Below are 19,377 nucleotides of genomic sequence, written 5' to 3'. Positions count from 1 at the left end.
TTCGGCGCAGATGGCAGGTGTATTGCGGCAAGGGTTTGGCGTGTTGCTCGGCAGCCTGTGGCTGCTGGCGCTATGCGCATGTTCACCGGTGCAAGTGCTCAATGCACTGACGCCGGACAGCACCTACAGCAAAACTGTGGGTATCGCTTATGGCGACGACCCGCGGCAGAAGCTCGATGTGTATGTGCCGCATACGCCGTTGCCGGATGCGCCGGTGGTGGTGTTTTTCTACGGTGGCAGCTGGAACAGCGGCTCACGGAGTGACTACGCTTTTGTCGGCGAAGCGCTGGCATCGAGAGGCATCGTCGCGGTGGTGGCGGATTACCGTTTGTACCCACAGGTGCGTTATCCGCTGTTTCTGCAGGACGGGGCGCGCGCCGTGGCGTGGACGCGTACGCATATCGATAAATTTTCCGGCAACCCGCAAAACCTTTATCTGATGGGGCATAGCTCGGGCGCCTACAACGCGGCGATGCTCGCGCTGGACGGCGAATGGCTGGCGGCGGTGGGCCTGTCGCCCGAGGACTTGCGCGGCTGGATCGGACTGGCCGGGCCGTATGATTTTCTGCCGATCGAGAACCCGGCGGTGCGCCCGGTGTTCTTCTGGCCGGACTCACCGCCGCAGTCGCAGCCGATCAACCATGTCAGCCACGGTGCGCCGCCTTCGCTGCTGATCGCAGCCAGTCAAGACGACCTGGTCAACCCGACGCGCAATACCGGCGGCCTCGCCGACAAGCTGCGTGCCGCCGATGTTCCGGTGCAGGACTTGTATTACGCGCGCCCCAGCCACATCACTTTGGTCGCGAGCCTGTCACGGCCGTTGCGGCGCCTGGCGCCGGTGCTCGATCAGGTGGTCGGCTTCATCCGGCACACGCCGACTCAGTGAACGCCGCCGTTGAACCAGCCATCGTTGCGCTTGAGCCACCAGCCCTGCGCGCCGAGGGTGAGGCTGCGCAGCACCATGAACAGCAGGAAAGATATCCACAGCCCGTGATTGCCCAGACCCTGTAACGCCCAAGCGAACGGCACAAGCAGCACAACCGTGATCAGCATGCCGTTGCGCATTTCCCGCGCACGGGTCGCACCGATGAACAAGCCGTCGAGCAAATAGCTCCACACCGCAATCAGCGGCAGCACGGCGAGGTACGGCAGGTAGATGAACGCGGTGTCGCGCACGCTCTGAATGTCGGTCTGCATCTCGATGAACAGGTGCCCATCGAGCAGAAACAGCACGGCAAAACCAAGGCTGGCGATCAGCGACCAGCCCCCGGCGACCACCAGCGAGCGGCGCAGGGCGAGGCGGTCGCGGGCGCCGATGGCGTGGCCGCACAACGCTTCGACGGCATGGGCGAGGCCGTCGAGCGCATGAGCGGTCAGCAGCAAGCCGTTGAGCAGCAGCGCATTGGCCGCCACGGTCGCATCGCCCAGTCGCGCGCCTTGCACAGTGATCATGAAAAACACCGATTGCAGCGCCAGGCTGCGAATGAAGATGTCGCGGTTGACCGCCAGCAGTGGGCGCCAGCTATGCCAGCGTTTCAAAGTGGCCCAGACGATATGCCCCGGATACGCGCTCAACCCCTTGCGCGTCAGCAGCAGGCCGAGCAGGGCGCCGCTCCATTCGGCGATCACCGAGGCCCGCGCCGAGCCGACCACGCCCCAATCCAGGCCCATTACAAACCACAGGTTGAGGACGATGTTGATCAAATTGGTGCTCAGCAAAATCGCCAGCGGCGCCCGCGCATTCTGCGTACCGAGGAACCAGCCGACCAGTGCATAACTGGCGAGCGCTGCGGGCAGGCCGAACAGCCGCGTATGGAAAAATTCGCGAGTGAGTTGCTCCAGCTCCGCAGAAGGTTGCATGAAATGCAGCGCGACCCCGCTCAATGGCACGCCCAACGTGCCAAGCAGCAGCGCCAGGCCCATCGCCAACAGCAACCCCTGCAACAGGATTTGCCGTAACGCCGCGCCATCGCTGCGCCCGGCGGCCTGCGCGGCAAACCCGGTGGTGCCCATGCGCAGAAAGCCCATGGCCCAGGCCAGAAACGTATAAAGGCTGGCGCCCACCGCCACCGCGCCCAGTTGGTGAGCGTGCGGCAAATGGCCGATGACAGTGCTGTCGACCAGCGCCACCAGCGGCACGGAAATATTGGACAGAATCATCGGCGCGGCAAGCGCCCAGACCTTGCGGTGGGTCAGGCGGTCGCGCCAGTCGGCAATCAGAGTGGACATGCAGGCTCCTTTGGGGAGCCGTCATTGTAGCGATTCATGAGACCTGAAATGCGATCCCCTGTGGAAGCGAGCCCGCTCCCGAAGGCGTCAGTTCAGGCGAGTCATTGGTGACTGACCCACCGCTATCGCCAGCAGGCTGGCTCCCACAGTGGATTTGCGTGTGCCGTGGAGCTTGCGTCCACCGCGATACCAGTGGGAGCGAGCCCGCTCGCGAAGGCGTCAGTCCAGGTGAGTCATTGGTGACTGGCCCACCGCTATCGCCAGAAGGCTGGCTCCCACAGGGTTTTGTGTTCTCAATGAATAATCCAGCTGAGCAACCACAACCCCAGCAACAGCCAGATGATCCCGGCAATGATCGACGCGTTCATGAACGCGCGAATCGCCGACCACAACAGCATCAAGCCGACGATCAGCGCGATGATGCTGATGATTGAAGTGTCCATCCCCAGCGTGCGGGAAAGTCCCTCGACGAAGTTGCCACCGGCATTGCTCAACAGGTTGAACAGGCCGCTGAGCCCATCGACGATGAAGCGGATTACCGAACCGAGCACCTGCCCGAGCCATTCGAAAAAGCTTTCTACCTGCATGTGTGCGTCCTGATGAAAGAGCTGAGCCTTGGGCCACACCGGTAGTGGCCGAGTTCCCTGCATCATAGAAGGTTTACCACAATCCTGTAGGAGTGAGCCTGCTCGCGATGGCGTCGTGTCAGGCAAATCAATTTCAATGACACGACGCCATCGCGAGCAGGCTCACTCCTACAAAGATCAAGAGCGCCGCGCTTGCCTTCAGCCGTTATCCCCCCGAAGCTATACGCCTTCAGGAGAGCCCGATGAACCTTGTTGAACTGACCGAACGCCTGCACGCCATTCGCGACCGCAATGACTGGCGACAATTTCACAGCCCGAAGAACCTGGCGATGGCTGCCAGCGTCGAGATGTCCGAGCTGGTGGAAATCTTCCAGTGGCTGACCGAAGACCAGTCGCGCCAGTTGCCCGCCGACCAGCTTGCCCACGCCGGGCAGGAAGTCGGCGATATCGTCCTGTACTTGTTACTGCTGTGCAGCGAGCTGGGGTTGGACATGAATGAAGTCGTGCGCGCCAAGCTCGCCGACAGCGAACGGCGGTTCAGTTGATGGGTGACCGGCATTTCGATCAGTTGGCGACGCGTTTCGCTGAAAAAATTTACGGCGGTGCCAAAGGCGCGATTCGCCTCGCTGTGCTGCAGGCCGATCTGGCCGAAGCGCTGCCCGACCGTCCGTTGCGGGTGCTCGACATCGGTGGCGGGCTTGGCCATATGTCGCTGTGGCTGGCCGAACGCGGGCACGACGTCACGTTTACCGAGCCGGCCGAGCCGATGCTCGAAGGCGCCCGCCAGCGTTTCGCCGATGCCGGGCAGCACGCCACGTTCATTCAGGCACCGTGGCAAGCGCTGCCCGACCAGCTCAGCGAACCGTTCGATCTGGTGATCTGCCACGCCGTGCTCGAATGGCTGGCCGAGCCTCACGCCATTCTGCCGGTGCTGCATCAACTGACCCGGCCCCGCGGCTGGTTGTCGCTAGCGTTCTACAATCGCGACGCGCTGATCTACCGCAACCTGCTAAAAGGCCATTTCAAGAAGATGCGCAAGAACGTCATGGCTGGCGAAAAACAAAGCCTGACCCCGCAGCAGCCGCTCGATCCGCGCGAATTGGCAACGCAACTCGACGGACTGTGGCAGGTCGAAAGCCAAAGTGGCGTGCGGGTTTTTCACGATTACATGCCGGTGGAATTCCAGGCCCGCGCCGACCTTGCGGATTTGCTCGAGATGGAGCTCGCTCACCGCCGTCACCCAAGCTTCGCCGGGCTTGGGCGGTACTTGCACTGGATCTGCCGGCCGATCTGATCGGAGCGCGTCATGAAAGCTCAATCCGGGTTGTTGCTCATGTGTCTGGGGTTGGCCGCCTGTCAGGGCAGCAACCCCTACGTGGCGCAATCGCGGCCATTGCCGCCGGCACCACCGCAAGCCGCCACCTTTGATCGCAGTGCCTATCCGGCGCCGCCGCGTGATTACGCACGCTACCGCAGTTGGGCCTGGCTCGACGGCCAGATGCCGCCGGGCACGGTGTGGGCGGATTCGGCGCAAGTTGCCGAAGCGGTCAGCAATGCTCTGGATCAACGCGGTCTGCGCCCGTTGCGCGACAACCGCCCGGCGGATGTGCTGGTCAGCGCCAGCCTGCGCATGGAAACCCGCTTGCGTCAGGTCCGCGACGACTATGGTTACGGTGGGTACGGCGGCTACGATCGCTACGGGCGCGGCTACGGCATGTACAACAGCGTGCCGATCGTGCGCACGTATCAAGAGCAGGTTGTGGTGGTTCAGGTTGATCTGTTCGACGCCGGCAACGGTCAGCCTGTATGGAGTGCCAGCGCCGAAACCGCCGCCACCGGCAATCAGATCGAGCGCAGCGATGCGATCCGCGAGGCTGTGGAAAAGGCCTTGGCGGCGTATCCTCCGGGTTAGCTTCGCAGCCGTCGCAATTCCTGCAGGTTCATGTCTTCAACTGGAGAAATATCATGTTCCGCCGTCTCGCTTTACTGGCCATGGTCGCACTGCTCAGTGCTTGTGCGGCTAACCAGGTCAATCACGATTTCGATGCCAGTCGCGACTTCGCCGCCTATCGCAGCTGGAGCTGGAAAGACCCCGCCCTGCAATATCGCCCTGACGATCCGCGAATCAAGAGCGATCTCACCGAGCAACGCATCCGTCAGGCCGTGGCGGATCAACTCGATCAGCGCGGTTTGCGCCCGGCATCTGCGGGGGCCAAGGCGGACTTGAATGTGCAGACCTACCTGATCGTCGAGGATCGTCAGCAACAAGTGACAACCAACTATGGCGGCGGTTGGGGTGGCCCGTGGAACGGCTATTGGGGCGCGCCGATGTACAACGAAACGCGCAACATCACCTACAAGGTCGCGACCATCCAGGTCGATCTGCTCGACGGCACCGATGGCAAACTGGTGTGGCGCGGCAGCGACGAGCAGATGCTCGCCAGCCGGCCAAACCCGGAAGACCGCAGCAGTGCGATTCGTGAAACCGTGACGCGGATCCTGAGCAACTATCCGCCGCGTTGATCTGTAAAAAGGGAGCCATCGAGCTCCCTTTTTACTGGCGCACCCATTTCCCCTGTGGGAGCCAGCCTGCTGGCGATGACGGCGGCACATCCTGCGGCGATGTGTCAGACCCACCGCCATCGCCAGCAGGCTGGCTCCCACAGTGTTTTATGGCGCAGCGCAAAGTGCACAGCCCCCAGCCCCGTCTACACTCACCAACACCCACAGGAGGTCACGGCAAAGGAGTGCGCCATGTCACCTCGTTCGCGATTCAACGGCCCGGCCCGGCAGCGCGGGGCGATCGGGTTGATGGCGGCGGCCACGCTCAGCCTGGCAGTGGTCATGCTGTTGCTGGTGGTCGACAGCGGCCGCTTGTATATGGAGCAACGCAAGTTGCAGCGCGTGGTCGACAACGCTGCGCTTGAAGCGGTCGGCCGTGGCGGCACTTGCCTGCCGGGCCTGAGCGCCGCCAATTACGCCGGGCAAAGCGCGCTGCGCAATGGCTACATCGTCGACGCCAGCAACACCCTCGTCACGACCTGCGGCACCCTGCTCACGGCGACGAGCGGGCTGCGTACTTTCAGCGTGGACGCCACCCAAGCGGTCGCGGTGAAAGTCGCGGCCAGCCGCACCGTTACCAGCAGTTTCGCCGGTGGCGTGCAGGCGTTGTTCAGCGCAACCCCGGTCAGCCTGAACACCACGCTGAATGCCTCTGCAGTGGCTGCCAAGCCGCAGCCGACGGTGGCCCAACTGAATATCCGCAGTAACCTGGCGACGATCGATACGGCGCAATCGAACATTCTCAACCCGCTGTTTTCCGGCCTGCTGGGCGGTAACGTCAACCTCACCGCGCTGGGTTGGCAGGGCTTGCTCAACACCGATATCAACCTGTTGAAATACCTCGATCAGTTGGCGATCAACCTTAATGTTGCGGCCGGTCATTACACGCAATTGCTCAATACTCAAACCAGCGTCACGCAGCTGATTCAGGCGGCGGCGACGGTGGTGCAACTCGGCGGCGCGACGGCTCAGGTGACCACCGCACTGGGTCAGCTTCAAGTCGCGGCGATCAACGCGGCACCGGTCAGACTCGGCGACATCCTGCAATTGCAGACCGGCACCACGGCGGCGGGGCTGGATGCCAATCTGCAACTGCTGCAACTGATTCAAGGCGTGGTGCAATTGGCCAACAGCAAGAGCGCGGTGGCGGCGACGTTGCCGGTCAGCGTGCTGGGGCTGGCGAATGTCACAGTGCGGGTCAAGGTGATCGAGCCGCCACAGTTTTCCGCGATTGGTGATCCGGCGCGAGCCAAGGTCGACCCGCTTGGGGCAGACCGGATTTATGTGCGCACGGCGCAGGTGCGTACGGTGCTTTCGGTGAATCTTCCGGTGTTGTCCGGGGTGACTGGACTGACCAATGCGGTACTGGGACTCGTTGGCGGATTGACCCCGACACTCAACGCGCTGCTGAGTCTGGATCTGGTTGGCACGCTCAATTCAGCGCTGTGTCTGCTGGGCGCCGGTTGCGAGCAGCTTGACCCGCAATTGCTGCCATCGCCACGGATCGACATCAGCCTCGACGCCGGCGGCGCGAAAAGTTACGTGACCGATTACAGCTGCCCGACCGGCACCAGCGGCACCAAGAGCCTGACCGCGCATACCGTCACTTCGCTGGCCGATCTCAAGCTCGGCAAGATCGACCCGATCAATGCGTTCTCTTCTGCCGCCCAACCGACAGTCGCGCCCTTGCCGTTGATCGATCTGGGCATCGTCACCTGCCACAAGATCCTCTTGCTCGGCAGCTGTAATCCCGCCACTCATGTTCCGTTCGGCGCAGGGGGCATCGGCATCAAGCTCGACACCAGCGTCGCGCAGAACTCGCAAGACCTGGTGTTCTCCAGCACCACGCCGTTCGCCACCCCGGCCAACCTGAAACTGCCACCAAGCGTGCTCTCCGCTGTGCCGACCAGCAACATCGTCTCCAGCCTGTCGAATTCGCTGGCGGGGATCAATCTGATCGTCTACCAACCCGTGGGCAGCAATCCGCTGGGCGCGATCGTCAGCGGCGTCGCTTCGTTGATCAGTGATGTCACCAACCGTTTGTTACCAGTCGTGACCAGCACCATCAGCCCATTGCTCGACCCGTTGCTCAACAGCCTGCTCAAAGGCCTGGGCATCAACCTCATGGACGTCAAGGTCGGCGCCAACATGACCTGCGGCCAGACCGGCAAGGCCTATCTGGTGATCTAGGCGTCGCTGGCAATCGGCAATTCGATGCAGAACCGCGCGCCCTCCACCGAGTTGCGCACGCTCAAGCGGCCGCCCATGTTGTCGATGATGCCGTAGCTCACCGACAGCCCCAGCCCGGTGCCGACGCCGATTGGCTTGGTGGTGAAAAACGGTTCGAAAATGCGTTCGAGCAAACGCGCATCGATGCCGCCGCCGTTGTCCTCGACCCACAACCGTACATGCTGTTCATCACGTTCGACATACATCGAGATCCACGGCTTGAACGTCGAGTCTCGCTCGCGTCGGCTCAGCAATGCGTCGCGCGCGTTGACCATCAGGTTGATCAGCACTTGCTCCAGCTGATCGACGTAGCCGCGCACCTGAACTTCGAACGCGGTCTCGCTGATGCGCAGGTCCACGCCTTTGCCGCGCATGCCTTCGGCCAGCAGCGACAACGTGCCTTCGATGGCATAGGCGGGGTTGAACAGTTGTTGCTCGATTTCCGAACGCCGACCGAACACGCGCATGTGATCGACCACTTTTGCCGCGCGCTGGACCTGTGCGTCGATGCGGTTGAGCTTGTCGGTGAGGTAGTCGATCTGTACGTCACCGTTGCCCAGGCGTTTGAGCACGTTGACGATGGCCATGCGCATCACGTTCAGCGGCTGGTTGATTTCATGGGCCAGGCCGGTGGCCATTTCGCCGAGGGTGGCCATTTTCGCGCTTTGCGTGAGCTGCTGCTGCGAGCGGCGCAGCTCGGTGTTGTCGCGGCCCACCGCTTGCACTTCGATCAAACGACCCTGTTCATCGAACACGCCGCGATCGGACCAGACCCACCAGGCGTTTTCGCGGCCGGGCAGTTGCAGGCTGATTTCCGCGGTGCTTACCGGTTGTTCCGGGGTCAGCGCGGCGAGCCGTTCAATGAACGCGCCGCGCTGCTCGTCAGACATCCAGCTGCCCAGATCAACCCCCGGCAGTGCCTGCGGCGCGCATTCCAGATACGTCGCCAACGGGCGGTTGCCGAAGGTCAGAATCAAGTCAGGTCGATAGCGGCAGATCATTGCCGGCGAGTCCTCAACCAGAATCCGATAACGCTCTTCACTGTTTTTCACCCGCTCGGCGGCCAGCGTCGCTTCGGTGACGTCGAGCCACAACCCCACGGCTTCGACCGGCAGGCCAAGGTCATCGCGCAGCAATCTGGCTTCGTCGAGCAGCCAGTGATAACTGCCGTGACGATCACGCAGGCGATAACGCCCACGCACCGCACCTTCGCGCAGCAGCTGACGCGTACGGTCAAAATACAAATTGCGATCGTCAGGATGGATCATCTCGATCAGCGCACCATCGCTGCAATCGGCCAGGCTCCAGCCGAGCAGCGGTTGCAGGCTGGCGCTGAAAAAAGTCGGAATCAGCGCACCCTCGCGGTATTGCTGAACGTAAATCACCGCAGGCGAACTGGCGATCAGGTTGTCCAGCCGTGCGTGTGCGGCGGCGGCGCGTTGTTGCTGGTTCTGGGTATCGCTGATGTCGAGCATGAACCCGACCAGCCGCCGGTTTGCGCCGCTGCCGGTAGCCTGGCCTTGCACTCGGTACCAGGTTGCGGGCTGCGCAGGCTCGCGGCCGGCCAGACGCACCGAGAGCGTTAGGGCCTCGCCGTGATGCTGCAAGGCGTGCAGGCGGCTGCGCAACTCGTCGCGGTCGGCCGGGTGAATCTGCGCCAGCCAGTCTTCAAGGACTGGTTCGCCAGTGTCCAGTTGCAACGCAGCGGCCAGCGAGGGGGCCAGTTGCACGCGCTGGCGCTCGGCGTAAATTTCCCACCAGCCGCTGCCCAGCAGGGTTTGCAAGGCTTCGACGCGCTCCAGTTGCAGCTGATGCTGGTGTTCGCGCAGACGTCCCAGCAAGGGGCCGGCGAGGGCGCTGAGCAGCGCGGTCCAGTCGCGCTCGCTGAGGTGCGGCGCGGCGGTGTCGACAGGGTAAAAAGCGCAAAGCAGCCAGGCGACCACGCCACGTTCATCGCTGTACGGCACGGCGAAGCCTTCGGCATTGCCGAACAGCGCCTGCACCCGCGAATGCTCATCGAATCCCGGCTGCCCGCCGATCCGCTGCGGCGCGGCGCTGCTGAGGCTATCGAGCGGTGTGCCGAGACGCTGGCCGTCGTCCCAGAGGTTCGGTGCATCGTGAGCACGATACTGTCGATACACCTGCCAGCCTTGTTGCTCGTCATCGAGCAAGGCCAGCGCCACACAGGGAATGTGCCAACGTTGCGCGATCACTTGCAGTCGCTCGCCGACGACTTCCGGCAAGCGTGTCTGGCTGCAGGCACGCACCTGCTCGCTGATTTGCGCGGCGATCGATTGGCAGGCGTCGCGCTGACGCGCTTGCTGGCGTTCAAGCAACAAGTCGCCGATATCGATCAACTGCAGCAACCAGCCTTCGCCCAGCGGCTGCACCCAGCCGCGCAGGTGCAAGGTCTGCTTGCCGAGGCCGGAAAAATCCAGATCGAGCAACAGGCCTTGCCACTCCCTGGGGCGGCCTTCGATCGCCAGCGTGCTGTGCGCTTGCACATAAGTGCTTAGCGGCAAGGGCTTGTCGTGAGGTTTGTGCTGCGCGAGCAGATGCCGCAGCGGCCCGGCCATTTGCACCACGCCACTGTCGTCGTTGAGGTACAGATGCAAACCACTGGCGGGCGAGCCGAGCCGGTCGGGCAATTCGTGGGCGGCGAATGTGCTGCGTTTGAGCAAGCGCCCGAAGAGCTTGTCGCCCGAGGTCAAAATTGCAGGCTCGAGGTGGCGGTCAGATGGCTGGGCAGGCTGGGGACCGGGCCGATACCCGGCAACAGCAGAACCGGCATGACCTGATTGAGCTTGCTGACCGGGTAACTCACTTGCACCGTCAGCAGACCGGTTCCGCTGTATTGGGTGCTGGTATCAACGCCGACCACCAAGTTGAACACCGGCGGAATCCACGACAATTGCTGGGTCAGCGTCGCATTCGCGGTGTTGATCACCACGGTTGAATAGTTGGGCGTGTTCGGATCAACCGCGACACTTCGGCGGACCGCTTCGGCCGTGGCCTGATTGAACGACTGCATCATCACCAGCGGCAGGCTGTAGCTGACCAGACCGTAAAACACCGCAAAAAAGATGATGAACACCAAGGCGAATTCGATCGCCACCGCACCTGTTTGCGACTTCCGGAAGGCGTATTTCATGAGTGCGTCTACCCTGACTGTCACTGCGTAGTATCAGCATAGAATCATTCAGCAAAAACGGACGGCTTTTAGCGGATGCACAGTTTTATCCTGTTGCTTTGGCTGGTGTTGTGCGCCGCGCAAGATGCGCGTCAAAGGCGCATTGCCAATGTGCTCACTTTAGGGGCTGCTGCGCTGGCGCTGGTTTATCTATCGGCGACCGGCAGCACCTGGCTGGGCGCGGAAGCCGGGCAGGGCGGTTGGGCGGTTCTGATTGCGCTGGCGCTGACGTTGCCGGGCTTTTTCATGGGGCGCATGGGCGCTGGCGATGTGAAATTAATGACAGCTCTTGGGCTTGCGACGGACGGTCTGTTTATTCTTGGTGTGTTTATTGGCGCGGGTATCGCCAGCGTGATCTGGATGCTGCTGGCGCCAAGACTCTGGCTCCATATGAGTCAACGAGTTAGAGATCGCTTGGAGAATCTGCGGCCAGACACGTCAAAAAAGCTGCCATTTGCACCGTTCGTGCTGGTCGCTGCCGTCCCCGTGTTGTATTGGATTCATTGATCGCCAAGCGCCACTAGTCCTATGTACATAGTCGGAAAGTAGGTCTACTTTCAACTGGAACGGGTTATACCGCTAAACGCTGGCAGTACAGGAATGGTCAGCTTAGGCCCAAGGCAATGGAGTGGCACGTGAACAAGCTTACGTCTGCGGTGAAAATCCTTGTGGTCGACGATCAGCCGTTGGTGGTCGAGGAACTGTGCGAATTTCTGGAAAGCAGCGGTTACCGCTGTGTGCCGTGCCAATCCAGTCTGCAGGCGATCGAGCGATTCAACGACGACGCCGAGATCGGCCTGGTGCTGAGCGATCTGCACATGCCGGACATGGATGGCATTCAGCTGATTCAAGAGTTGCAGCGGCTGGCCGGCAAGCATCGGGTGTTCGAGGCGATCATGCTCACCGGGCGTGCGGACAAGCAGGATGTGATCAAGGCGTTGCGTGCCGGGATTGCCGATTACTATCAGAAGCCGATCAATCTGGATGAGTTGCTTGAGGGCGTGCAGCGTCAGGAAGCGGCGCTGCAGGAGCGTCAGAAGAATTTGCATCTGGGGCATCTGAATCAGAAATTGCAGTTCTTGTCGGAGTCGATCGACGATCTTTATCAGGATCTGGACAAGGTCCGGCGCAGTCCGGCGGCGGTGGCTCGCGATGTGTCGGGCGGTGAGCCTGACGGGGGCGAGGCGCAGGAGACGCCGGCGCTGTTCAGTCAGTTGTCACCGCGCCAACTCGATGTGGCGCGGTTGGTGGGCAAGGGGCAGACCAATTATCAGATTGCCTGTGAATTGGGGATTACCGAGAACACGGTGAAGTTGTATGTGTCGCAGGTGTTGCGGTTGACGCATATGCATAATCGTACGCAGTTGGCGTTGGCCTTGGCGCCCAGTGGTTCTGCGTTGCGGCAGCGGGTTACGGCGCATTGACCCTTGGCGGCCTCTGGGCCGACCAGGCTTTGGTTGTTTTGGGGGCATATCCATTGCTTCGAGTGTTGCTTCTGGCGGTTCCGCTTTTACAGCGGGTCACTTTGGCAAACGCCGGAGTGCCGGCCCAGCCCAAAGTAACCAAAAGGCTTGCTCCTACGTACGGCCCTCGCAGGCTCGGGTCCCTTCGCTCCGGGACTGATCCGGGCGCAGCGGCTACGGTTTGCTTCGCTGCACCTACGTCCGCTGTGTCTGGCTGCGCCAGACGGTCGCTGCGCTCCCACGCCCGGATCAATCCCTCCACTCAGCCTTCCGATGTCGCTGGTCAGGCAAGATCAAAAGCACGCGAGCTAACGCTCATTGTTGAGTGGTGAAAAGCGGTTGTTCGACTTGAAATTTGTGGTGGATTCGCCCCTCACCCCCGCCCTCTCCCGAGGGAGAGGGAGCTGATTTGTGAGCTGTTCAAAACTTGCGTTCGACTAGGTATCCCAAGTCGGCGAAGCTCTCGCATCCCCCGCGGTCAGTCCCCTCTCCCTCCGGGAGAGGGCTAGGGTGAGGGTTGGCTTTTGATTTCAGGCGTTCCTGACTGAACATACCCAATCCAATTGTGGGAGCGAGCCTGCTCGCGATAGCTTCCGCAAGCTCACCACCTCACTAATTCTTGGTCTCAACCTTCCCACCCGCATCCGGATCATAAAAATCCGGTATCTCGTATTTGTACTTTTTCAACCAGCGCTGCATGGCCAGGTCGCGTTCGGTGGCGGTGGCCGTTTGCGGTTTTGGTGAGGCGGCTTTGTTGCGGCTTTGCAGGAGCAGCCAGCCTTCGGTTTCCTGTTGTTGTGCCGAGGCGGGGCCGGCGTCGATGGCGGGGGCGCTGAGGGGCAGGGTGAGCAGGGTCAGGTAGCACAGGCCTTTGAGGGGATGCATGGCTGTCTCCTTATTTGAGCGACGGCGGCAGTGAGTCGGCCACGGCGGCGACCTGGTTGCCAGTCGACGGTCTGGCTTTGCCCGGCGCTTTGAGTTGTTCGGCGCGTTGTTGGGCCTGGGTGAATTGTTCCGGGGTCAGTCTGGCGCGGCTGACGATCTCGGCGGCTTGCGGCCAGTCGTTCTGGTACAGCAGCAGGGTGACCATGTTCAGCGTTGCCAATTCGTTGTTCTGCTTGAGTTCGATGGCGGTGAGGAATTCGAAACGGGCGTCGTTGAGGCGCAACTGGTTGAGGTAGACGACGCCAAGGTCGTTGCGGATTTTCTCGTCGGTGGGTGCCAGTCGGGCGGCGCGTTGCAGGTGGGCCTGGGCCTGGCCGTAGTCGCTGCGGGCGGCGTAGATTTGGCCCAGACCGTGTTCGGCCTGGGCGGTCAGGCAGCCGCCGAGCAGGCTGCGATACAACGGTTCGGCTTCGCTGCGGCCGAGCAGGCGGTAGACCTTGGCTTTGCGCAGGCGCACTTCGCTGAGGTTGTCCGGCAGGCTTTGCAGGTTGGCGAGGCTGGCGTGCAGTTTGCCGTCGTTGGCCAGATCGTCCGCCAGATTCAACGCCAGTTCCTGCTCCTGGGTCATCTTGCTGCAACTGCTCGGTGACAGCAGCGCCGTCCACGGCGCCTGGCCGTCGGTGGCGCAACCGCCGAGCAGCAGCAGACTTGCCATGATTATCAGTGCTTTCATCAAACGCTCTCCATGAGCCAGGGTCAGTTTGCGAAGGCCCGGGCAATTGCGGTGAAGCCCGGGCCGGCGAGGACGATCAGCAAGGCTGGAAACAGAAACAGCATCATCACCACTGACATCTTTGCCGACATTTTCGAGATGTATTCCTGCAAATGGGTCAGGCGTCGGTCATCCAGCAGTTGCTTGAGCGCCAGCAGCGATTTCATCGCGCCGCCGCCCTGGTGAATCAGTTGTTCGAGGATCACACAGGTATCGCTGAACTCGTCGACGGCGAGCATCACCGCCGCTTTGTGCAACTCCTGGCCAAGTTCCAGGCCGCTGTCGACCCGCGCCAAAATCAGGCGCAGTTCGCCGGTCAGTTCCGGCAACAGTTTTTGCGCCTCGCTGCTGAGCACGCGCAGTGCCTGTTCCACCGCCATGCCGGATTCGAAGAGGATGCGCAGCAGCGGAATGAAGGTGGAAATCTCCACGGCGAGGGTGCGCTGGCGCCGCGCAGCGGCGTAGGCGAGCACGCGTTTGGGCAACAGATAGCCGCCGCCGGTGGCGAGCATCGGTATGATCCAGCGGTTGTCGGCTTGGGGGAAGAACACCTGCTGCAGAAAGATTGCCAAGCCGAAAGTCAGCAGCGGCGTGCCGATCTGGCAGGCGGCGTACAGCGAGCGTTCGCTGGCGCGGCGCCAGCCGAGGCGGTTGAGCAGGGTCTGGGTTTCGCTGTCGATGCTCACCGAGCGCTGGCCAAAACGACTGCTGCCGACAGCGCGCAGCCAACTGCCGAAGCGGTTTTCGCGCACCCGTTGCCCTTGCAGGCGCTGGTTGATCTGCCGCACCCGGCGCCGCTCGACCAGCAGGTGATTGATCACCAGCAACAGCGCGCCGAGCAACAGCATGAGCGCCGCGAGCCAGACCATCTCAGACGCTCCGCAACATGCGCCACAGCGCCAGACTGCCGACCACTTGCAGCACAGCGGCGCTGATCAGCATCTGCCTTCCGCCGGCGTCGTTCCACATGCCGAGCATGTATCCCGGATTGGTCAGCATGAAGTAACTCACCAACAGCAGCGGCAATGCGCCAAGCACCCAGGCGGTCATGCGTGTTTCGCCGGTGAGCGCGCGCAGTTGTCGCGCGCCCTGATCACGTTCGCGGATCAGTTTGATCAGATTCTCCAGCAGCTCGCTGGCGTTGCCGCCGTAGCGGTGATTGACCTTGAGGCCGAGGGCGAACATGCGCAATTCGTCCTGTTCATACAGCTCGGCAAAGTCGCTGACGGCGTCGGGCAGGTTCACACCCAATTGCACGTTGCGCTGCACCCGGCCCATGGCCGCTTTCAACGGATCTTCGCTGGCGTCGATGCTGCCCATGACCGCGTCGCTCAGGGTGCGCCCGGACTTCAGGCTGCGTACGGTGTGATCGAGCAACTGCGGCAGTTGCTCGATCATGCGTTTGATCCGGCGCCGGTAAAGGAAGGCGATGTACAGCCGCAGCGTCAGAGGCGGCACGACCACCATCAGCAGCAGGCCGATCCACTCGGCGGCCACAAAACCCAAGCCCATCGCCACTGCCCACAGACTCAGCCACAGGCCGAAACGCTCGGTCGGGCGGCCCAGGCCTGCGCGCAGAAACATCCGTTCCAGCCCGACCCAGATCGGTTTTTCCGCCGCCAGTTGCGGTTGCCCGGCGGCCAGTCGGTTGAGTACTTTTTCCGTGGCAGTCTTGCGCAGGCCTTGCAGGAACAGGCGGATCGACAGCCCCAGCAGGGTCAGGCAGACAAGGATCAGAATCAGCGGTGCCCACATGTTCGCTGCTCCTCGCCGTCAGACCGGATGCGCGTCATGACGCAACTTGTCGCCAGCCGGATTGACCGCCTCGCGCAGAAAGCCGAAACCCGTACGGCGATCAAGGCGGAACAAGGTGTTGGTGACGTAGACGTCTTCGCGAATGCCGACCACTTCCACCACTTCGCTGACGCAGCGGCGCCCGTCGGGCATGCGCGTCAACTGGATGATGACGTCGAGGGCGGCGCAGATCATCTGGCGCAGGGTGCGTTCGGCAATGGAACGACCGGTCAGGCCGACCAGGGTTTCCAGCCGCAGCAACGCATCCTGAGCATTGTTGGCGTGCACGGTGCTCATCGAACCGTCGTGGCCGGTGTTCATTGCGGTGAGTACATCGACCACTTCAACGCCGCGAATCTCGCCGAGGATGATCCGGTCCGGGCGCATGCGCAGGGCATTGCGTATCAGGTCGCTGGCCTTCACTTCACCATGCCCTTCGGCATTCGGCGGGCGGGTTTCCAGACGCACCACATGCGGATGGCCGAGCTGCAATTCGGCGACGTCCTCAATGGTCACCAGACGTTCGTGGGGGTTGATCAACTGGCTGAGAATGTTCAGCAGCGTGGTCTTGCCGGTGCCGGTGCCGCCGCTGATGAGGATGTTGCAGCGCTTGCCCACCGCGTTCTGAAAAAACTCGAAGATCGCCAGGTCGATGGTCTGCATCGCCATCAGATCGCTGCTCTTGAGCATGTCCTTGCGAAATTTGCGAATCGACAGACACGGCCCGTCGAGGGCGATCGGCGGAATGATCGCATTGACCCGGCTGCCATCTGGCAGACGTGCATCGACCATCGGCGAAGACTCGTCGAGGCGCCGCCCGAGCGGCGCAAGAATCCGCTGCATGACTCGTTCGACATGATGCGCATCGATAAAACGCAGATCGCTTTGATGCAGCACGCCGTCGCGTTCGATGAACACCCGGTGCGGGCCATTGACCAGAATTTCGGTCACCGAAGGGTCGCGCAGCAGCACTTCCAGCGGGCCGAAACCGGTCAGCTCGTCGACGATTTCTTCCGCCAGCCGCTCCATTTCATAGCGCGAAATCGCCAGGTGCAGACGGGCGATGTATTCGGCGACCTTGTCGGTGACGAACTGCGCGAGTTGCTGCCGCGAGCCTTCCAGAAGATTTTTCCCTGACTCCTCAAGGGCATCGATGATGTAGCGATGCAGGACCAGTTTCAGGCCTTCGTGATCGCTGTTGCCGTTACCGGCGCGCGGTGCGCTGCCGAACAGTTTTTCTGCGTTCATGAGCTGCCTCGCAAACGGTTGAACCAGGTGACTTTGGGTTTCGCCAGCCCCTCGGAGCGTTTCGCCAGGCGTTCGCCAAGAGCGCGCAGGCTCTGCGTGAGTTTCTCGCGCGGGGCCAGTTCGAACAGGCTGACGCCCTGGTTTTTTGCGTTCAGGCGCACTTCCGGGGTCAGGGCCAGGGTGGCGATCACCTCGAGGTTGAAGGTCTTGCCGAGGGTTTCCGCGTTCGGCGCGACGCTGCTCAAATAGCGGTCAACCAGCAGGCGACCGTGGTCGAGCTTCATGCCTTTTTCCCGCCACAGATTGAGCACAGCGAGGTTGCGTCGGCAGTTGAGCACGTTCTGGTCGGTGTACCAGAGCAGCTTGTCGCAGTGGCTGACAAAGGTGCGCAAGGCTTCGCTGTCGCTCTGCCCGGTGAGGTTCACGACGATGTGCTGGAAGTGCTGGCGCAGAGCGCTGAGCAACATGTACAGCTCGGCGGCGCTGGTGTTTTCCAGCGGCTCGTCATTGCTTGCATAGGCGAGGATGCGCAGGCCGGCTTCGGTGCTGGTGAAGGCGCTGTCGATCAGTGTCGCGTCGAGCCGGCGCAAGTGGCGCAAGGCATCGCCAAAATGAAACGAACTTTCCAGCCCGAGCAGCGCCAGGCTGTCACCGCGCGGCAGACCGAGGTCGAGCAGCAAGGTTTGCTGGCCGCTCTTCTGCACCACCAGCGCCATGTGGTTGGCCAACAGCGCGCCGTCAGAACTGCTCTGCACACCGTACATCACCGTCAGCCCGCCCAGTTGTGTGTTCGGCGCCACCGGCGGCAGGCGTTTGCTCAAGCGCCGCACCAGCCCGGCGACTTCGCTGGAGCGTGAACCATAGGCGACAAAATCCCGCGCACCGGCGCGCATGGCATTGAGCACAAGCTGATTGTCCATGCCGTCGCCGAGGGCAACGATCGCCAGCATCGGTTTGGCTTCCAGCGCACCCTCGATCAAGGAGCTTTGCGCGACCACGTGCTCGCGATCAAGACCGACAAATACAAGACTGGCGAACGTGACGTCGACCAATGCCAGCAACTCGTCGAGGCTGCCGCCACCGGCGCTGACTACCTGGCCGAGCGGCGCGAGCGCACCTTGCAGCCACTCCAGATCAGTGCTGTTGCGGGTGATGGCGAGGAACGTCTGGCTGAGGTTCTGGCTCATTGCGATAACCCGCTGCGCTTGTCGAAATTGCCGTTTTCAAGGAAAAACATGCGGTAGAAATTCGGGTCATAGTTGCGCAGTTTTTCCCCCGGCAACGACGGCAGTTGCGCATCCGCCGCCAGTGGCTGCACCAGATGCGGCGTGACGATCATCAGCAGTTCGCGCTCTTCGCGCTTGATCTGCGAGCCCTTGAAAAACGCGCCGAGCACCGGGATATCACCGAGCCCCGGAAACTTGTTCACCTGTGAGCTGTTGGTGGTGCTGATCAAACCGCTGATCACGAAGCTTTCGCCATCGCCCAGCGACACGCTGGTGTCGGTGCGGCGGATGGTCAGCGCGGGCACCGTGGTGCCGGCAATGTTCACCGCGTTGGCGAAATCCAGTTCGCTGACTTCCGGGGCGACCTTCAGGGCGATGCGATCACGGCCGATGATGGTCGGCGTCAGGGTCAGGCGGATGCCGAATTCCTTGTACTCGATCGACACGCTGTCGCTGCCGGAACTGGGCACCGGAATCGGGATTTCACCGCCCGCAAGAAAGCTCGCGCTCTGCCCGTTCAGCGCCACCAGACTCGGGCGGGCGAGGGTGTAGGCAAAGCCACTGGTTTCCAGGGCATTGATGATCGCCATGGTCTTGCCGCCGACCCACGAGAAATTGAACAGCGAGTTATCCACCGGCAGGCGTGGCTGGGGTACTCCGTCAATCGGTGGCAGGGTGCCGGGCGAGCCGAAAAGAAAATTGCCGCGCGTGCCGATCAGCGAGGCGGTGGCTTCCTTGAGTTTGGTCCGGCTGACCTCGACAAAACGAATATCGGTCTGCACCTGCGAGGGCAGGCTTGGATCGTCCGAGGGCAGGCTGCCGGTCATCGCCGCCGTGGCGGCGCCTTGCACAAAAACCATGCTCTGGCGCGGCTCGCTTGAACAGGCCGTCCAGACCATCAGGCTGGTCGCGCCGGGCGCCACGCCAGTGAGCAAAAACGATGAACTGCCGTTGGCGTGCACGTCGGCAATTTTCGGATCGCCGATCGCCAGACGGGTGATCGCCACGGGCGACTGCACATCCTGCTGAAAGCCTTCGCCGATCTCGATCACCGGCGGCAAACGGCCGAGGGTCGAGCAACTGCCGACGGCCGCTGATGCCGCACCCGTCGACAGTCCCATCACCATCAAGACACGGAGCATGTGTTTCCCTGTCGACCTGCAACGACTCTGCATGCACCTGGATCCTTGCG

Annotated in this window: 19 protein-coding genes; 8 read left to right on the top strand and 11 right to left on the bottom strand. The window is 62.1% G+C overall.

Annotated elements, in window-relative coordinates:
• The first annotated feature begins 10 nt into the window (after window positions 1-10).
• Complete coding sequence (locus J3P93_RS24310; RefSeq protein WP_434592710.1) at window positions 11-886, top strand: alpha/beta hydrolase; 876 nt, start codon at window positions 11-13, stop codon at window positions 884-886.
• On the opposite strand, the gene J3P93_RS24305 is transcribed toward J3P93_RS24310, so the two are convergent.
• Both J3P93_RS24305 and J3P93_RS24300 read right to left on the bottom strand, forming a co-directional pair.
• Entirely contained in the window at window positions 880-2,229 is a 1,350-nt protein-coding gene (locus J3P93_RS24305; protein ID WP_434592707.1) for an MATE family efflux transporter, read from the bottom strand. The genes J3P93_RS24310 and J3P93_RS24305 overlap by 7 nt on opposite strands.
• A gap of 293 nt (window positions 2,230-2,522) precedes the next feature.
• Complete coding sequence (locus J3P93_RS24300) at window positions 2,523-2,816, bottom strand: hypothetical protein (RefSeq protein ID WP_093105111.1); 294 nt, start codon at window positions 2,814-2,816, stop codon at window positions 2,523-2,525.
• A 242-nt stretch (window positions 2,817-3,058) separates the two neighbouring features.
• Here J3P93_RS24300 and J3P93_RS24295 point away from each other — a divergent pair, with 242 nt between their 5' ends.
• The 5 genes from J3P93_RS24295 to J3P93_RS24275 all read left to right on the top strand — a co-directional run bounded on the left by J3P93_RS24295 (window position 3,059) and on the right by J3P93_RS24275 (window position 7,568).
• Window positions 3,059-3,361 carry a MazG-like family protein gene (locus J3P93_RS24295; protein WP_203420596.1) on the top strand — a complete coding sequence of 101 codons (303 nt, stop codon included), beginning with the start codon at window positions 3,059-3,061 and terminating at the stop codon, window positions 3,359-3,361.
• Window positions 3,361-4,110 carry a methyltransferase gene (locus J3P93_RS24290; protein ID WP_434592704.1) on the top strand — a complete coding sequence of 250 codons (750 nt, stop codon included), beginning with the start codon at window positions 3,361-3,363 and terminating at the stop codon, window positions 4,108-4,110. The genes J3P93_RS24295 and J3P93_RS24290 overlap by 1 nt, the downstream gene beginning before the upstream one ends.
• 12 nt (window positions 4,111-4,122) lie before the next feature.
• The gene (locus tag J3P93_RS24285; RefSeq protein ID WP_434592701.1) at window positions 4,123-4,728 is read left to right on the top strand and encodes a DUF4136 domain-containing protein; all 606 of its coding nucleotides are present in this window, start codon (window positions 4,123-4,125) and stop codon (window positions 4,726-4,728) included.
• 53 nt (window positions 4,729-4,781) lie between these two features.
• Window positions 4,782-5,339 (top strand): DUF4136 domain-containing protein, encoded by a 558-nt coding sequence (locus tag J3P93_RS24280; RefSeq protein WP_434592698.1) that lies wholly within the window; start codon window positions 4,782-4,784, stop codon window positions 5,337-5,339.
• Window positions 5,340-5,570: 231 nt separating this feature from the next.
• On the top strand, window positions 5,571-7,568 hold the full coding sequence (locus tag J3P93_RS24275) for a pilus assembly protein TadG-related protein (RefSeq protein WP_434592695.1): 1,998 nt from the start codon (window positions 5,571-5,573) through the stop codon (window positions 7,566-7,568).
• On the opposite strand, the gene J3P93_RS24270 is transcribed toward J3P93_RS24275, so the two are convergent.
• Together J3P93_RS24270 and J3P93_RS24265 are read right to left on the bottom strand one after the other, a co-directional pair.
• Window positions 7,565-10,318, bottom strand: a complete 2,754-nt coding sequence (locus J3P93_RS24270) for an ATP-binding protein (protein WP_434592692.1) — start codon at window positions 10,316-10,318, stop codon at window positions 7,565-7,567. The two genes, J3P93_RS24275 and J3P93_RS24270, sit on opposite strands and share 4 nt — an antisense overlap.
• A complete protein-coding gene (locus J3P93_RS24265) occupies window positions 10,315-10,758 on the bottom strand; it encodes a TadE/TadG family type IV pilus assembly protein (RefSeq protein WP_203420602.1) in 444 nt (147 codons plus the stop codon). Before J3P93_RS24265 ends, J3P93_RS24270 begins: the two co-directional genes overlap by 4 nt.
• A 75-nt stretch (window positions 10,759-10,833) precedes the next feature.
• Between J3P93_RS24265 and J3P93_RS24260 the strand changes: the two genes are divergently transcribed.
• Entirely contained in the window at window positions 10,834-11,304 is a 471-nt protein-coding gene (locus J3P93_RS24260) for a prepilin peptidase (protein WP_434592689.1), read from the top strand.
• A gap of 128 nt (window positions 11,305-11,432) precedes the next feature.
• Entirely contained in the window at window positions 11,433-12,221 is a 789-nt protein-coding gene (locus J3P93_RS24255; protein ID WP_434592686.1) for a response regulator transcription factor, read from the top strand.
• A 651-nt stretch (window positions 12,222-12,872) separates the two neighbouring features.
• Here J3P93_RS24255 and J3P93_RS24250 read toward each other — a convergent pair.
• Genes J3P93_RS24250 through J3P93_RS24220 form a run of 7 tightly spaced genes read right to left on the bottom strand, consistent with a single transcriptional unit; the run spans window position 12,873 to window position 19,360 of the window.
• Window positions 12,873-13,145 carry a DUF3613 domain-containing protein gene (locus tag J3P93_RS24250; protein WP_093105087.1) on the bottom strand — a complete coding sequence of 91 codons (273 nt, stop codon included), beginning with the start codon at window positions 13,143-13,145 and terminating at the stop codon, window positions 12,873-12,875.
• 10 nt (window positions 13,146-13,155) lie between these two features.
• On the bottom strand, window positions 13,156-13,878 hold the full coding sequence (locus tag J3P93_RS24245) for a hypothetical protein (RefSeq protein ID WP_434592682.1): 723 nt from the start codon (window positions 13,876-13,878) through the stop codon (window positions 13,156-13,158).
• Window positions 13,879-13,901: 23 nt separating this feature from the next.
• Window positions 13,902-14,786 (bottom strand): type II secretion system F family protein, encoded by an 885-nt coding sequence (locus J3P93_RS24240; protein WP_434592679.1) that lies wholly within the window; start codon window positions 14,784-14,786, stop codon window positions 13,902-13,904.
• Window position 14,787: 1 nt separating this feature from the next.
• Window positions 14,788-15,672, bottom strand: a complete 885-nt coding sequence (locus J3P93_RS24235) for a type II secretion system F family protein (protein ID WP_434592676.1) — start codon at window positions 15,670-15,672, stop codon at window positions 14,788-14,790.
• An 18-nt stretch (window positions 15,673-15,690) separates the two neighbouring features.
• Window positions 15,691-16,959, bottom strand: a complete 1,269-nt coding sequence (locus J3P93_RS24230; RefSeq protein WP_434592673.1) for a CpaF family protein — start codon at window positions 16,957-16,959, stop codon at window positions 15,691-15,693.
• Window positions 16,956-18,146: an AAA family ATPase gene (locus J3P93_RS24225; protein WP_434592670.1), complete on the bottom strand. Its 1,191-nt coding sequence runs from the start codon at window positions 18,144-18,146 to the stop codon at window positions 16,956-16,958. Before J3P93_RS24225 ends, J3P93_RS24230 begins: the two co-directional genes overlap by 4 nt.
• Window positions 18,143-19,360, bottom strand: coding sequence for a type II and III secretion system protein family protein (locus J3P93_RS24220; RefSeq protein ID WP_090281122.1), 1,218 nt, complete (start codon window positions 19,358-19,360; stop codon window positions 18,143-18,145). The genes J3P93_RS24225 and J3P93_RS24220 overlap by 4 nt, the downstream gene beginning before the upstream one ends.
• Window positions 19,361-19,377 lie beyond the last annotated feature (17 nt).

This window comes from Pseudomonas sp. R3-57, assembly GCF_051132065.1.
In the GTDB taxonomy this organism is placed as follows: Bacteria; Pseudomonadota; Gammaproteobacteria; order Pseudomonadales; family Pseudomonadaceae; genus Aquipseudomonas.
Note: the sequence above shows the minus strand (reverse complement) of the source record. Positions and strands in the feature narration are given on the sequence as shown.